The organism is Priestia sp. 53B2 (assembly GCF_056099005.1).
In genome coordinates this window covers 285042-299602 of the sequence record NZ_JBLZXA010000001.1, presented here as the reverse complement: position 1 = coordinate 299602, position 14561 = coordinate 285042, and the positions used below count along the sequence as shown (strand labels likewise).

The following is a 14561-nucleotide window of genomic DNA, read 5'->3' as shown; positions in this document are numbered from 1 at the left end:
GTATTACATATGTAATTAAAGAAAAACATTCACTTGATATACTGTTTAATGACTTAACTTTATCTTAAAATTTACAGTGAAATGCCTGTTTATAAAGGCTTAGAACATACACAGCAAATGGAGGAGCAATCATGGCAAACGAAAAGATGCAAGAAGGACTTGATCGTTTTATCAAGGAGGATTTAAATGACCTTTTAGGTAGACTGTTCCCCTTAATGGATCGGGAGTGTGCCGAAGAAAAAAGAAAGCTTATTGAAACGGCGGTAGAGTACATTTATTCTTCAGGCTATCACCAAGGAGCAAAAGATTTAATCGAAACACATCGAAAAGATGATTACAAATTGTTAAGGCAAAAATTAGCGTCAACGCCTCCTGAAAACTAATTTTTTTGAAATTTCTTTTGACAACATAAATGTAAGGTGTTAAGATGACTCTACATTCAAAATATTATAAATAATTAAAACTCTTATTGAGAGAGGCGGAGGGACTGGCCCTGTGAAGCCCGGCAACCATTTAACATTCTTGTTGAAAAGGTGCTACATCCTGCAAAGCGTACAGCTTTGGAAAATAAGAGAGGATTTCATAGATACTATGCCTCTCTATTCGTGATAGAGAGGCTTTTTATTTTATGTGAATATGTTTTGAATGAACAATTTTATAAAAATGCATCAGGTGCTGTGTAACGAATATACGCAGCTTAAAAGGGAAGACCGGTGAAAAGCCGGCGCGGTCCCGCCACTGTAATGGGGAGCAACTTATTAACCACTGTTTCATGTTGAAATGGGAAGGGATAGGAAGCGATGAACCTAAGTCAGGAGACCTGCCTGTTGTATGCACTTAAGCTCTACGGGATATAGAGAGGAGTGAGGAATACGTGTTGGGAAAAACAGGCTATCTCAACTTTAGTTAAGTATGCGTATCATCTCTCTTTTCATTTCGAAAAGAGAGATTTTTTAGTTTATCGATAAAAAAATATACAGGGAGTGGAAAAAATGAGCAGTGTAAAAAGTTCAAACTTAGGTTATCCAAGAATTGGTGAAAAACGAGAATGGAAAAAAGCGCTTGAGCAGTTTTGGGCAGGAAAGCTAGAGAAAGATATCTTTCTGCAGGAAATTGAAGCTCTTCGTCTAGCACATCTAAAAAAACAGCGTGATGCAGGAATTGAATTAATTCCAGTCGGTGATTTTAGCTTATACGATCATGTGTTAGATACAGCCGCTATGTTTGGTCTAGTGCCAAAGCGCTTTGATTATGACGGAGGACCAGTATCGCTTGAAACGTATTTTGACATCGCGCGAGGAACAAAAGGTGCGGTAGCCTCTACGATGACAAAATGGTTTAACACAAATTATCACTACATCGTACCAGAGCTTGAGGAATGTACGCCGTCCCTTGTAGAAAATCGCCCGCTTCAATTTTACAAAGAAGCAAAACAGAAGCTGAATATTGAAGGCAAGCCTGTGATTTTAGGTCCAGTAACATTTGTGAAGCTGTCAAAAGGATATAAAAAAAGTGAGTTTAAAGAAGTAGTTGAACAATTTGTTCCTCTTTATGTGACTATCTTAGCGGAGCTGCAAGCGGAAGGAGTAGAGTGGGTACAAATAGATGAGCCGGTTTTAGCTACAACGCTATCAAAAGAAGACCTCGCACTGTACAAAGAAGTCTATCAAGCTTTGAAAAAAGCGGCACCGAATGTAAAAGTCATTTTGCAAACGTATTTTGACAGCGTTGATTATTACCAAGAAGTTGTTTCTCTTCCCGTTCATGGAATTGGTTTAGACTTTGTGCATGACCGAGGAGAAAATCTCACGGCGCTTAATCAATATGGGTTTCCGACTGATAAAGTGCTGGCAGCAGGAGTGATTGACGGACGAAACATTTGGCGTGAGAATCTGGATGAACAGCTTTTAACAATCAGTGAAATTGAAGAAGCTGTATCAAAAGACCGTTTGATTCTGCAGCCTTCATCAAGTCTACTACATGTTCCTGTTACGGTGAAAAATGAAGAAACCATTGAGCCAGTGTTAAAAAATGCGCTCTCTTTTGCAGATGAAAAGCTAAAGGAAATTGCGCTGTTAACAAAAGCGGTGCAGCAAGGAAAAGAAAAAATAGAAGAAGAAATAAACGTAAGCAAACAGGCAATTCAAGCATTAAATGGATCATCTTTTCGAAATCATCAAGACGTACAAAAAGAGCTGAAGCAGCTGCACAGCTATAAAGCAGAGCGTCAAGCGCCGTTTGACGTACGTCAACGCGTTCAGCAAGAAGCTTTTCAACTGCCGCTTCTTCCAACGACAACAATTGGAAGCTTTCCGCAAACAAAAGAAGTGCGAAAAGAGCGTCTAAAATGGCGTAAAGGCGAGTTAAGCGATGAAGCATATGAAGCGTACATTAACGAGGAAATAAAAAAATGGATTAAAATTCAAGAAGACATCGGCTTAGATGTCCTTGTGCACGGAGAGTTTGAGCGTACGGACATGGTCGAATACTTCGGTGAGAAATTAGGAGGCTTTCAGTTTACGAAGTTTGGCTGGGTACAATCTTACGGTTCTCGCTGCGTGAAGCCGCCGCTTATTTACGGAGATGTATCGTACGAGCAGGCGATGACGATCAAAGAAACGGTCTACGCACAGTCTCTAACAAATAAGCCGGTCAAAGGAATGCTGACGGGGCCGATTACGATTTTAAACTGGTCGTTTGTGCGTGATGATATCCCGCGCTACGACGTGGCAAATCAAATCGCGCTTGCTCTTAGAAAAGAAGTAGAAGCACTTGAAAGTCAGGGCATTTCAATGATCCAAGTAGATGAACCGGCGCTTCGTGAAGGATTGCCGTTAAAACGAGAAAACTGGGACAGCTACTTAAATGCTGCGGTGTATGCGTTCAAGCTAGCCACGGTATCGGTGCAAAACGAGACGCAAATTCACACGCATATGTGCTATTCAGAATTCGAAGAGATTATTGATGCGATCAAAGCGCTTGATGCCGACGTGATTTCTATTGAAACATCTAAAAGCCACGGTGAATTAATTTATGCATTTGAAAAACATACGTACAATCAAGGAATCGGACTTGGCGTATATGATATCCACAGCCCGCGCGTACCGAAGCTTGAAGAGCTTCAGCGAAACATTGACCGCGCTCTGCAGGTACTTGATCCTGCATTATTTTGGATTAATCCCGACTGCGGCCTTAAAACAAGAGGAATCAGCGAGACGGTTGAAGCTTTAAAAGTGATGGTTGAGTCTGCAAAACAAACCAGACAAAATTTATTACAAAACGTTTAATGATAAGAAATTAAAGACTAAGCAGTGTAACCGCTACACTGCTTGGTCTTATGGGATTTTAAAAGGCCAAAAATATCCATTGACACTTCCCCTACATTTTTGTATCTTTTTAAAGGTGTTTTTAAAATCAGGGAGGTACAACATGAGTAACAACAGTACGCAGCACGTTAAAATTGTAACAGCGGATCCATCAGCGCTAGGTCTATTTGGACTTGCCATGGTGACACTTGTTGCATCGTTTCAAAAGCTTGGGGTAACCGATGGTGTTTCATTGGTATTGCCATGGGCGATTTTTTTAGGCGGAATAGGGCAGTTAATCGCGTCTATGCAAGATTTCAAACATAATAATACCTTCGGCGCAACTGCTTTTGGTGCCTTCGGGTTATTTTGGCTAGGTGTAGCTATGACATGGCTTATTCAGCTTGGAGCATTTGGAGAAGCGCTCGCAAAAGAAGCGGATCCGAAGCAGCTCGCATTTGCTTTTGTCGGCTACTTGATTTTCAGCGTTTTTATGACAGTTGGAGCAATGGGCACTCATAAAGTATTATTTATTATTTTTGTGTTAATTGATTTCTTATTCATTGGATTATCGCTAAGTACATTTGATGTGGCATATGAATACACACATTTATTAGCAGCAGTATCGGAGCTATTGATTGCTCTGTTTTCATTCTATGGATCTGCAGCGGCCGTATTAAATACTCACTACGGTCGAGTTGTGCTTCCGGTGGGCAAGCCATTTGGTGCATTTATTAAATAATCAAGACGTTAATTAAAAAGCGAAGTAGGATTGAATTCTGTATGATGCAGAGGTCAATCCTTTTTTGTTTGGGCGTTTTTATATATAGTAGAAAGAGATAGTTATATGTAATAGAAGCTTTTAGAGAAAAAAGAGAAATACATAATGAGAGGAAACGTTTCAATGATTATAAGAAAAGTGGATGAAAAAGATTTAAACCAATTAATTACGTTAGAAAACAAAGGCTTTACACCTGAAGAAGCTGCCTCAAAAGATGCATTTATTACGCGGATCAACACCATTCCTGATACGTTTATCATCGCCGAAGAAAATGAAGAAATAATCGGATATGTGAACGGTCCCGTCATTTCAGCTCCGTTTATCACGGATGATTTGTTTGAAAAAACGATTTCGAACCCTGAGACAGGCGGTCATCAAAGTATTTTAGGGATTGTCGTAAATCCTAAGCATCATCACAAAGGAATTGCGAGTAAGCTGCTAAGAGAGTTTGAAAAACAAGCGCGCAACAAACTGCGCTTAACGGTTACTTTAACATGTAAAGAAGAATTGATTCCTTTTTACGAAAAAAACGGATATGTGAACCAAGGAGTAGCGGAGTCTCAGCATGCAGGCGTGCAGTGGTTTAATATGAGTAAGAAGCTTTAATGTTACTACTCTGAATCGCTTGTTACACCGCTAATGATTTCCGTGCAAGGCTTCGCTTTCCGCGGGCGGCCGCTGAGTCTCCTCGTCGCTTGCGCTCCTGCGGGGTCTCACCTGTTCCGCTTTTCCCCGCAGGAGTCTTCGCCTTGCCCTCCAATCATTAGCTAGAAGCACCTACATACACGAAACCTACGTTCACCATACCCATAAAAAAATTAGCACGAGGTGAATTCTTAATCAAACTCGTTCGCATTGTCCTTCAACTAACCTACTTTTGTTCCAACCTCTATTTCAGTTATGTAAAAGACTCTACTTTGTCAAACATATTTGACAGTAACAAGGAAGATAATATAAGATATGGATGTAAAAAGTTTTTTACATTTTAGAGATGAGTGATGAATGGTGGAAAATCGAATTAAAGAACTGCGTAAAATCAAACGGATGTCTCAAGACGAACTGGCAAAAGTATGCGGCGTATCGAGACAAACGATTAATGCAATTGAAAACAATAAGTATGATCCAAGCTTAACGCTAGCTTTTCAGCTGGCTGAGGAGCTGGGAGCAACAGTAGATGAGCTGTTTTTATTTAGAAAATCATGATTTAGGTAAAGAGTAGAAGGTAATCTGAAGCAAAGAGCTTACTAGTAGGCGTTTTGACACTTCTGTCTTATAAGCGAACAATACATAAATAAGTATAAGATTAATAATACTTTTATCACTTCATATAAAAAAGATTTACAGAGCAACGGTGGTGAAATGAATGAAAAATCGAGCTGCCGAAGTAGCTCTTACAAGTACGGGCATGGTACTGTTGGTGGTAACGTTAATACTTCCTGTTCCGGGATTAATCTATAGTCTGCTTGTAGGAGGCAGCATTCTATTAAAGGGCTGCGGAACAGGAGGGATAAAACGATGTATCACCTGAATGCAGCATGGTGTAGAAAAGGAGGTTCCTTTTGAAAAAAGAACGATTATTATAGGCGCACTTTTATTTATCGTAGTATTTTACTTTACATACACAGGGAAAACCTATCAGTTAAAAGATGTCATAAAAGTAGACGAAGCAAACGTTACGCGTATTGAAATAGATACGGACGGAGGAAAACGTGTAGTAGACGATAAAAAGAATATGAAAGAGATCGTACACTCTTTGTCAAAAGTAGACGTGAAAAAAAGCAAGGAACGAGATCCAAAGTATGATCAGGCTTACTGGGTAAAAATCGTTGAAAACGGAAAAGATGCGTATGGTTTAACGATTTACGATGATGATTACATAAAAGCATTTAACTTTGAAGATAAAAAACAGGCTACGTATAAGATTGTTAAGGATCAAAAAATAGATGTTAAAAAGCTGTTTTCAACTAAATAAACCTGAAAAGTACCATAAGTTTTTTCAAGCCTACTAAAAAAGACAGCCTGCGCTGTCTCTTTTTTTCACAAAAATAGATTGAAAATTTTGACTATTTTAAGCAGAATTAATCCTTGCCTATATAATTAATAAATGATTGGATTAGGTCAATATCAGGGTTAACCAATAGTGCTGGAAGAAGGCCGAATGTTAATAATACAAGAACGTTTGCTCCAATAAAGATACGAAGTGCTTTTTTGATTTTCATGATATTTCCTCCCTTTTTTATATTTTCGTATAAAAAGAGAAAAAAATCAATAGAAATGTGACGAAATTGTGAACTTTTTGTCTGAGAGTCCCTGATAGATTATAAAAATTCCCTCTCTATACTAGATAAAGAGGGGATATAGCAAGTCATAAAATATGTAGAAACATTAAAAGTACATGCGCAGATTCCCGATGAAACGATAAAGAAAATAGCATGAAAAACCAATTAAGATACATCCTGCCGCAATAGAAACCCATTTAATATAAAGCTGATTCAGCACTTTTCTAGTTCCGGAGACAATCGTCATTAAGCCTAGGTCATGAATTAAAATCCCTGTTAATATTCCAGCGGCAATCAGCAGGAAATGAAAAGAATGAGAGGATTGAAGCGAATTGGTCAGCACCGTTCCAAACACGCTGAGCCAAAAAATGAGATTGCTAGGAGAAATCGCAACAAAGATCCCGTTCACATAAGAAGATGCAAACGACTTTTTTACGTGTTCTCCAGGAGCCGTTATGTCATGGTCGGCATGTCTAATGCTGTCATAGCCAATATAAAGTAAAAAAAGCGCTCCTATAAGCCACATGATAAGTTGGATAAAAGGAGCAGATAAAAAAGAAGCCAATCCAGAATAAAGAAGCACAATTAGTAATAAATCAACTGTCATTCCTCCGAGTCCAACAACCCATCCGTGAAGAAACCCGTTTTTTAAACCTTGCTTTGTCATTTCAATCGTCACCGTGCCAACGGGAAGGGCAATTGAAAGACCGAGCAGTACATTTGTTAAAAATAACGTCACCAAAAACAAAACCTCTTTCAATCTCGTATCTACTATCGTTTTCCGTTTAAGTGGTCTTTCATTATATAAAAATATGTAATAAAATTCAATATTATGTATAAAAAAACATATGATGAATATAAGAGGAGGAAAAAAGTAAATGAAATTAATTTGTGAATCGTTGGAAAAAGAAGACTATACGCAAGAACTTCCAGAGGTGAACTTTACACATCCTTTGATTCAACAAAAGGTACGTGAACTCAAAAGCGGCTTGCCTTATTCTTCACTAGCGTACATAAAAAAAGCATATGAGTTTGTGAGAGATGAAGTATCTCATTCCTGGATATTCAAAGCAGAATCATCACGAAAACCGCTTTACAGGCTTTAAAAGAAAAGGAAGGAATTTGTTACAGCAAGTGTAATCTATTAGCTGCTTTGCTGCGTGCAGAAGGGATTCCTGCAGGCTTTTGTTATCAAAGGCTGATACTTGGAGATACGTTAGACACAGGCTACTGTATTCATGCCTTAAATGCTGTCTACATTAAAAGTGAAGAGAGATGGATCCGATTAGACGCAAGAGGAAATAAAGAAGGAGTGCAGGCCGACTTTTCGCTAAAAAAAGAAAAACTGGCTTTTCCGGCGAATTCTATACGGGGTGAAATTGACTATCCGGTTATTTATACAAAACCTCATAAAAAAACAATGGACGTGTTGTCTCAGTACGAAGACTGCTTAGATATGTATTTGCACTACTTGCCTACCGAGCTATAAAAAGAGGTTGGGACAAAAGTATTTTAGTTGAAGCGAGATTAGAACGATGAATTGAGATTCTTGGTGGAGAATCCAACTCGTTGGAATTTTTTATTGGAAGGTTTCATGTATATGGCTGCTTCTAGCTTATGATTGGAGGGCAAGACGAAGATTCCTGCGGGAAAAGCGGAAGCTACGAGGAGGCTCACCGGCCGCCCGCGGAAAGCGAAGCCTTGCACGGAAATCAACAGCGGTGTAACAAGCAGTTCAGCTCATCTCTCCAATTTGTTCGTCTTTAGGCAAAATGGACTCAGTTATGCCTCAACCTCCTCACCATTTTAAACGCTTTCCTGTACGTTGACTGACGGTCTTTTAAACGCAGCAACAAACCACACAATATTCGTAATCAGCAAACCTAAACAAGAAATCATTATTCCTATAATTGAAGCTAAGTTTCCTGAGAAATCTTCTAATCCGAATAAAAACAGAGCCGGCATCAGTAATAGAGTACTAGAAGCGAATAAAAGTCCGATGCTGCAAAAAGCGGCCATCACAAATTTTAAGAAATTGATTCCCAATATATAAAAAGCTAAAGGCAATAGGTATAAAAATAGAACCATGCCAAGAGATAACCACAGCTCTGTTGAACCAAACGTATTAACGTTGGGGCCTGAATCTGCTAGAGGAGAAAGCGAACCAAGAACCAAAATGAAGCAGAAAAATAGTGCAGAAAGCAAAGTGGCGATTATCACACTATTTTTTGCTGTAGAATTACGCACTGTTTTTTAACCTCCTTTCCAATAAATAAGTATATGGATTAATTTTACAATACAAAAGTTTATAAATCACCAGTTTTTTACAAAAATAGTTTAGTAGGTTGGATAATAATGAAGAAAAGCTGGGTTAAGATAATACACGTGTACATATTTTTTGTGCGGACCTGGATAGTGGGTTTCGTGCCAATATTGCGCCAGTATTGTTTGAATAGGGTGCGAATGAGGGGCTTCGCCGTAATGTCCGTAGTAGAGGCCGCTGCCTGAATAAGGAGAATACACAAAATCACCTGCCTGTTTAAATGAATGTGTTACACGGTATGTTTTTGTATTGAATAATGTTCTTGTAGAATGTAAAAAGGGCACAAATAGGTCGTTTGCTGTATAAATGCCTCATTCCAGTAAAAAAGACCTCTAAAAGCAAGAGGTCATAAGCTAGGCATCTGTATGTTCTTCACTTGGATTTCTTTGAAAATCCAAAAAACGAGTTCCTTGAAACGTCAGCATTCCTTCGTCTCCTTCTGCAAGTATGCCGTATTCACGGCCTGAAACAGTAAATTCAGAGCGGTCGGTGCTTTCAAACTGAAAGGTTACGTAGTAAGTTGTAGACGTGTGAGAGTGATGATGTTCGTGAGCGTGACTGTTGTGGCGATAGACGTTTGTCCGTTTGTCCGTAATTTTTGCTTTTACGAAGAGACGGGGAGACTGCTCATTTTTACTCCATGTGCCGATCCCTTTAAAAATAGAAAATAGAAAAATACCAATAACAATAACAAAAAATAGCATCACAAACGTAGGCATTCCGTTAAATAACGCGTCATCTGGAAAAAAAGCGCCTCCGCTTACGTCATCGGGCACATCACCTTCAAAAACAATGTCATCTCCGGACGGATCATCTTCAAATATCATTTCATCTTCAAACATTCGTATTCCCTCTTACTATAAATACGATTACTGAATGGAAAAAGTTTCATCTTTATAGTAGGCTTATGATAGGATAGCTAGTTACTATTCATACATATGAGTGAACAAGGAAAAGGAGAGATACACATGGGGAAATACAAAGTTGTTATGTCTGGAAAAACATGGCCAAACGCTTACGAGAAGCTAGCGGAGCACTGCGATATTCAAATGTGGGAAGGAGAAGGAAAGATTCCACAAGAAACGCTGCGCGACTGGCTTCGTGATGCCGACGGCTTTTTTAATATCGGCCACATCACAGTGGATGAAGAGCTGTTAGAAGCAGCGCCGAATCTGCGCGTTATTTCTCAATCAGGCGTCGGGTATGACAGTGTAGATGTCGAAGCATGCACCAAAAAAGGGGTGCCGTTTAGTAATACGCCAGGCGTGCTAGTAGAAGCAACGGCTGACTTAACGTTTGGGCTCTTGCTGTCAGCAGCTCGCCGCATTCATGAAGGCTATGAAAAAGTGAAACAAGGAAACTGGGAAACGGTATTTGGCGTCGATTTATTTGGAAAAACGCTTGGTATTGTTGGAATGGGCGATATCGGAAGCGCCGTTGCCAGACGAGCAAAAGCGTCCGGCATGAACATCGTTTACCACAACCGAAGCCGCAAGCATGAAGCCGAAAAAGAGCTTGATGCCGTATACCTTTCATTTGAAGAACTTCTTCACACAGCTGACTGTATCGTATGCTTAGTGCCGCTTTCAGATGAAAGCAAGGGCATGTTCGGAGAAGCGGAATTTAAAACAATGAAAAACAGCGCGTATTTTGTAAACGCAGCGCGCGGAGGGTTAGTGGATACGGAAGCACTGTACGAAGCGCTGAAAAATGAAGAAATTGCGTATGCCGCACTAGATGTAACAGATCCAGAACCGCTTCCGGCAGATCATAAGCTGCTGCAGCTTTCAAATGTGTTAGTAACACCGCATATTGGAAGCGCTACGTACGAAACGCGCAATCGAATGGCAGATTTAGCCGTACAGAACTTGCTGTTAGGACTTGAGAAAAAGCCTTTAGTGACGTGTGTGAATGAAGAAGTGAATTACAAGTAAGGAGAGATTTTTTGTTAAAAGCATTACAGCTTATTCTTTCAATTATTACTGTTGGACTGGCTCTTTATATCATGCTCACTCACAGCTACCAGTTCCTTTCGTTTTTAAATATACTGCTCGGGTTTACCATGCTAGTTTTAGGAGCAATCGAGTGGCAAAAGAGAAAGAAAATCAGCGCGTGGCTGCTGTTTTTCGTTGCGCTGTTCAGCTGGTTTGTTGGTATGTACCGCATGACCATTTAAAAACGCTTGGCATATGCCAAGCGTTTTTTTAATGTGCTTCCAGCTTTGTTTCTAACACTTTTTCAATAACCGAAGCTACTCCGTTTTCATCGTTCGTTAATGTAACATCATCAGCTAACGCTTTAATTTCTGCGTGCGCATTTGCCATAGCGATTCCTTTTCCAGCCGTTTGCAGCATCGATACGTCGTTAAAGCTGTCTCCAATGGCAATGGTATCGTGAAGAGAGCCGCCAAGCTCTTTGACAACGTAGGTTAATGCGTTTCCTTTTGACGCGTCTTTATGTTCGAGTTCAAAGTTATGATCAGCGGAAGAGACAAGCGTCATGTCGTGCTGCTTGCTAAAGTGATCCCAGCCTTTTTTTCGTTTTTCATCATCAAATGAAAAAGCCAGTACGTTATAAAGCTCAGCGTTTGTATTTAAAATATCTTCATAGGATGCAACAAAGGCAAATCCCGTTTGGCTGTACTGTTTAGCCGCTGCGTGATGAAGTCTTTCTTCGTCCACATTTTTATTGGCGCTTTTTACTCGGTCAATTTCAATAGCCAGCAGCTCACGGCCTGAGTTTGGCGTATAAATTGCATGTTCAGCAAACACTTCATAGTAAAATTCGTTTGCATCCAGCCACTGAAGCGCTTCTTTTACGTGATGTGCATCAATCGGAACAGAATGTCTGAGCTGTCCATTCGGGTCATGAATAGTCGCTCCGTTTGCGGCAATCACCCAAAGATTTGAAAGCTCAGCTTTTTTTAAAATTTCCTGCACGTCGAAATAAGCACGCCCTGTAGCAACCACGACTTCAACTCCGTGTTTTTGCGCTTTTTTAATTGCTTCTGCATTAATTGTACTAATTTCACTGCTGCTATTTAAAAGAGTTCCATCTAAGTCTGTAAAAATCATCTTCATAAAATATCTCTCCCTTTGACTATCATTACTTGTTTTTGCGTGTTTTATCTTGTTTATCCTACAATAAACGAAAAAACACTGATAATCAAGCGTTTTTACATTGTTTTTACAAAATAAACAAGTATAATAAAGTAAAAAGCAGAAAGAAAACAGGTGAACAAGCAATGTTAAAACAAGAAAGACGCAAACAAATTATGAATTTGCTTGAAAAAGAAGGGCGAATTGTGGCTACGACGCTTAGCCAAACGCTGAATGTTTCAGAAGATACAATCCGCAGAGATCTGCGGGAAATGGACGCGCTTGGTCTGCTGCAGCGCGTACATGGAGGAGCGCTTCCGCGTTCCACGTCTGCGGTTGATTACAAAGAGCGAAAACGTGAATTGATGGATGTTAAGCATTCACTTGCCGTTGCGGCGCTTCCGTTAATTAAAGACGGGCAGGTGCTCTTGATGGACGGAAGTACAACGAATATTCAGCTCGTCAAAGCTTTTCCAAAGAATTTAAACGTTACGGTTATTACAAACAGTCCGTTAATTACCGTTGCACTAGCGGAACATGACTTTGTAGAAGTTGTTTCTCTTGGAGGAACGTTTCGAAAAGAATCGATGGTCACGATAGGACAAAGCGTGGTTGATACGCTTAAACAAATTCGAGCGGATCTTTGTTTTTTAGGCGTATACGCAATCGATCCTAAAATCGGTATGAGCATTCCTTTGCTTGAAGAAATGCACATTAAAAGCCAAATGATTAAAAGTGCGAGTGAAGTAGCGGCTATTGTAACAGCGAAAAAACTCAATACATCGTCAACGTACACGTTCAGCTCAGCCAACTCACTAGATTGGCTCATTACAGAAGAACATGTGAACGAAACCGTATTAAATGCTTACCGCGAAATCGGCATTGAAGTGATCACAAATAAATAGTAGTTTTAGTAAGGAAGTATATGGTAATGTAGAGTAAAAAGGAGCTTGAGCGATGAGCGAACAAATAGATGTTACGCAGGAATTAGCGAAGCTTCAGCAAAGAGTCGAACACCTAGAGGAAAGAGTGGAAAAAGCAGAGTCTAAGCAAGGTCCTTTGCGGTCATTCTGGGAAGCCATACGATCGATTTTAATTGGATTGTTCATTGTAGGACCTGTAGCGGCAATCATTCTTGGCGTTTTAGCGGCACTAGCGGGAAAATGAAAAAGGTTGAGATATAACTAAATCAATATAATCTCAAGGCGAACAAATTGGATAAATGATCTAGTATGTTCGCTTGTTACACCGCTGTTGATTTCCGTGCAAGACTTCGCTTTCCACGGGCGGCTGGTGAGCCTCCTCGTCGCTTTCGCTCCTGCGGGGTCTCACCTAGTCCGCTTTTCCCGCAGGAGTCTTCGTCTTGCCCTCTAATCAACAGCTAGAAGCCGCTACATATATGAATGTTCACCATACTAATAAAAATCCGAACAAATTTGATTCTCAATCAAGAATCAAACTCGTTCGGATTTTCCTTTGACTAAAATACTTTTGTCTCAGTCTCGTTTTATTATTATTTTTCTGAATCAGAACGAAACTTCGTGCTGACAAAAATGATAATGGCTAACAAAATAACAATTGGCAGCCAAATAATTTCAAATTTATAAGCAGGCTCTGCAAGTGCGGCGATAACAGCGCCAAAGCAGTAAAGTACAAGAGACAGCGCGCGAAGAATGGCATCGGTTGTAAACGTTTTGCGGTAGCGAGGGCTGCGCAAACGTGCCGTTACGTCTTCAAAGAAATTAGCAAGCGTCCCTGTTAATACAGTTGTTGAAATTCCGGCTACGCCAAGCTTTCGAGCAGCCGTTGTTTGAAGACCCATTGCTGAGCTTAATAAGAAAATAAACAAGTAAGTTAAGTGTAAAGAAGGAGAAAACGAAGATAAAAGTGCAAAAACAAGTAAAAGTAATCCTTCTATTCCAAGGACAATCGTTACGGCTTTAGGCCAAAACGTTTTTTCTTTGTTTCCAACAAGGATTGCAGCGCCTACAACTCCTACAATAAAACCTCCTAAAGCTGTGAGGGAATGAAAAACAGTTGTTTCAAGCGAGTTTCCGATTGCTAACCCGAGCAGCACGATGTTTCCGGTCATATTTGCAGTAAAGATATGGCCAAGGCTTAAGTAGCCAATTACATCGACGATACCCGCTGTTACGCAAAGAACGAGTAAAATAATGTTTCGATAAGTAGAATTCGTCACGGTAAGTCATCCTTTCTTTTTATACCAACTAAACAGTTTACCGTGAAGAAAAAAATCTGTCCAGAGAGTTGTCTTACAAATTTTTAAGCGTGTCCCACCCAAAAGCCACTTCAGATAGAGATCTGCCGTCAATGATCACGTCAGCGCGATCGATTCTTTTTCCGCCAAGCGCTTCGTAAAACTGACAGGCGCCGTTTTGTTCAAAAGCCCATGTGAGCATCGTATGTATATGTTGGTTTGCCAACTCTTGCGCTATTTTATGCATAAGCGCTTTTCCAATTCCTTTTCGCTGATGCTCTGCGAGTAAATACATGGCATACAGTTCTCCGGTATAGGAAGGATGCTTGCAGGTTCTTTCTTTACCATAAGAAGCGAAGCCTACGATTTGACCGTTTTCTTCTGCAACGAGAATAGAATTTGACTCCAGCTGCTTTTTCCAAAGAGGTTTTCGCTTTTCAGCGCTCAAAGAATCTAAAAAAGAATCCGTAACAAGTCCTTTATAAGTTGATTTCCAGCTTTCTACGTGTACATTTGCGATGCTTGCTTCATCGCCAATTCTGCCTTGACGTATCATA

At 40.0% G+C, this 14561-nt stretch carries 21 protein-coding genes, 1 pseudogene and 2 riboswitches; of the genes and pseudogenes, 13 read left to right on the top strand and 9 right to left on the bottom strand.

Annotated features, from left to right (window positions below):
* The first annotated feature begins 131 nt into the window (after positions 1–131).
* The 4 genes from ACN6NE_RS01820 to ACN6NE_RS01805 all read left to right on the top strand — a co-directional run bounded on the left by ACN6NE_RS01820 (position 132) and on the right by ACN6NE_RS01805 (position 4692).
* Positions 132–383, top strand: a complete 252-nt coding sequence (locus tag ACN6NE_RS01820) for a hypothetical protein (protein ID WP_025750813.1) — start codon at positions 132–134, stop codon at positions 381–383.
* Positions 384–463: 80 nt separating this feature from the next.
* Positions 464–574: riboswitch (SAM riboswitch) on the top strand.
* Between the two features lie 79 nt (positions 575–653).
* A riboswitch (cobalamin riboswitch) is annotated at positions 654–842 on the top strand.
* A 150-nt stretch (positions 843–992) separates the two neighbouring features.
* Positions 993–3287, top strand: coding sequence for a 5-methyltetrahydropteroyltriglutamate--homocysteine S-methyltransferase (metE, locus tag ACN6NE_RS01815; RefSeq protein WP_129703313.1), 2295 nt, complete (start codon positions 993–995; stop codon positions 3285–3287).
* A 142-nt stretch (positions 3288–3429) separates the two neighbouring features.
* The gene (locus ACN6NE_RS01810) at positions 3430–4047 is read left to right on the top strand and encodes an acetate uptake transporter (protein ID WP_115654544.1); all 618 of its coding nucleotides are present in this window, start codon (positions 3430–3432) and stop codon (positions 4045–4047) included.
* A 144-nt stretch (positions 4048–4191) separates the two neighbouring features.
* Positions 4192–4692, top strand: coding sequence for a GNAT family N-acetyltransferase (locus ACN6NE_RS01805; RefSeq protein ID WP_474324232.1), 501 nt, complete (start codon positions 4192–4194; stop codon positions 4690–4692).
* A 22-nt stretch (positions 4693–4714) separates the two neighbouring features.
* On the opposite strand, the gene ACN6NE_RS01800 is transcribed toward ACN6NE_RS01805, so the two are convergent.
* The gene (locus ACN6NE_RS01800) at positions 4715–4846 is read right to left on the bottom strand and encodes a hypothetical protein (protein WP_474324333.1); all 132 of its coding nucleotides are present in this window, start codon (positions 4844–4846) and stop codon (positions 4715–4717) included.
* 242 nt (positions 4847–5088) lie between these two features.
* On the opposite strand from ACN6NE_RS01800, the gene ACN6NE_RS01795 reads away from it, so the two are divergent.
* From ACN6NE_RS01795 to ACN6NE_RS01785, 3 genes are all read left to right on the top strand, one after another.
* Positions 5089–5289, top strand: a complete 201-nt coding sequence (locus ACN6NE_RS01795) for a helix-turn-helix transcriptional regulator (protein ID WP_129703309.1) — start codon at positions 5089–5091, stop codon at positions 5287–5289.
* Between the two features lie 160 nt (positions 5290–5449).
* A complete protein-coding gene (locus ACN6NE_RS01790; protein ID WP_165351629.1) occupies positions 5450–5614 on the top strand; it encodes a hypothetical protein in 165 nt (54 codons plus the stop codon).
* On the top strand, positions 5615–6058 hold the full coding sequence (locus ACN6NE_RS01785) for a DUF5301 domain-containing protein (RefSeq protein WP_474324230.1): 444 nt from the start codon (positions 5615–5617) through the stop codon (positions 6056–6058). It abuts the gene before it with no gap.
* Positions 6059–6164: 106 nt separating this feature from the next.
* Here the strand turns inward: ACN6NE_RS01785 and ACN6NE_RS01780 are convergent, their stop codons facing one another.
* Both ACN6NE_RS01780 and ACN6NE_RS01775 read right to left on the bottom strand, forming a co-directional pair.
* Positions 6165–6305 carry a hypothetical protein gene (locus tag ACN6NE_RS01780; protein WP_162871496.1) on the bottom strand — a complete coding sequence of 47 codons (141 nt, stop codon included), beginning with the start codon at positions 6303–6305 and terminating at the stop codon, positions 6165–6167.
* A gap of 166 nt (positions 6306–6471) precedes the next feature.
* The gene (locus ACN6NE_RS01775; protein ID WP_205654824.1) at positions 6472–7104 is read right to left on the bottom strand and encodes a LysE family translocator; all 633 of its coding nucleotides are present in this window, start codon (positions 7102–7104) and stop codon (positions 6472–6474) included.
* 139 nt (positions 7105–7243) lie between these two features.
* Between ACN6NE_RS01775 and ACN6NE_RS01770 the strand changes: the two are divergent.
* Positions 7244–7854: pseudogene (locus tag ACN6NE_RS01770) on the top strand (transglutaminase-like domain-containing protein).
* 128 nt (positions 7855–7982) lie between these two features.
* Entirely contained in the window at positions 7983–8132 is a 150-nt protein-coding gene (locus tag ACN6NE_RS01765; protein ID WP_165351625.1) for a hypothetical protein, read from the top strand.
* Positions 8133–8171: 39 nt separating this feature from the next.
* On the opposite strand, the gene ACN6NE_RS01760 is transcribed toward ACN6NE_RS01765, so the two are convergent.
* A complete protein-coding gene (locus tag ACN6NE_RS01760; protein ID WP_474324228.1) occupies positions 8172–8612 on the bottom strand; it encodes a DUF5391 family protein in 441 nt (146 codons plus the stop codon).
* Positions 8613–9041: 429 nt separating this feature from the next.
* On the bottom strand, positions 9042–9530 hold the full coding sequence (locus tag ACN6NE_RS01755; RefSeq protein WP_129703299.1) for a DUF2500 domain-containing protein: 489 nt from the start codon (positions 9528–9530) through the stop codon (positions 9042–9044).
* A 126-nt stretch (positions 9531–9656) separates the two neighbouring features.
* Between ACN6NE_RS01755 and ACN6NE_RS01750 the strand changes: the two genes are divergently transcribed.
* Positions 9657–10622, top strand: coding sequence for a 2-hydroxyacid dehydrogenase (locus ACN6NE_RS01750; RefSeq protein WP_474324226.1), 966 nt, complete (start codon positions 9657–9659; stop codon positions 10620–10622).
* Positions 10623–10633: 11 nt separating this feature from the next.
* Positions 10634–10864: a DUF3953 domain-containing protein gene (locus ACN6NE_RS01745; protein WP_129703295.1), complete on the top strand. Its 231-nt coding sequence runs from the start codon at positions 10634–10636 to the stop codon at positions 10862–10864.
* Between the two features lie 28 nt (positions 10865–10892).
* Here the strand turns inward: ACN6NE_RS01745 and ACN6NE_RS01740 are convergent, their stop codons facing one another.
* On the bottom strand, positions 10893–11768 hold the full coding sequence (locus tag ACN6NE_RS01740) for a Cof-type HAD-IIB family hydrolase (RefSeq protein ID WP_474324224.1): 876 nt from the start codon (positions 11766–11768) through the stop codon (positions 10893–10895).
* A 164-nt stretch (positions 11769–11932) separates the two neighbouring features.
* Between ACN6NE_RS01740 and ACN6NE_RS01735 the strand changes: the two genes are divergently transcribed.
* A complete protein-coding gene (locus ACN6NE_RS01735) occupies positions 11933–12691 on the top strand; it encodes a DeoR/GlpR family DNA-binding transcription regulator (RefSeq protein ID WP_474324222.1) in 759 nt (252 codons plus the stop codon).
* Positions 12692–12743: 52 nt separating this feature from the next.
* Entirely contained in the window at positions 12744–12953 is a 210-nt protein-coding gene (locus ACN6NE_RS01730) for a hypothetical protein (protein WP_474324220.1), read from the top strand.
* A gap of 76 nt (positions 12954–13029) precedes the next feature.
* Here ACN6NE_RS01730 and ACN6NE_RS01725 read toward each other — a convergent pair whose 3' ends face one another.
* The 3 genes from ACN6NE_RS01725 to ACN6NE_RS01715 form a co-directional block, all read right to left on the bottom strand.
* Positions 13030–13164 (bottom strand): hypothetical protein, encoded by a 135-nt coding sequence (locus ACN6NE_RS01725; RefSeq protein WP_276319756.1) that lies wholly within the window; start codon positions 13162–13164, stop codon positions 13030–13032.
* Positions 13165–13299: 135 nt separating this feature from the next.
* Positions 13300–13986, bottom strand: a complete 687-nt coding sequence (locus ACN6NE_RS01720; protein WP_129703287.1) for a YoaK family protein — start codon at positions 13984–13986, stop codon at positions 13300–13302.
* A 73-nt stretch (positions 13987–14059) separates the two neighbouring features.
* The gene (locus ACN6NE_RS01715) at positions 14060–14560 is read right to left on the bottom strand and encodes an N-acetyltransferase family protein (protein WP_474324218.1); all 501 of its coding nucleotides are present in this window, start codon (positions 14558–14560) and stop codon (positions 14060–14062) included.
* Position 14561: the final 1 nt, after the last annotated feature.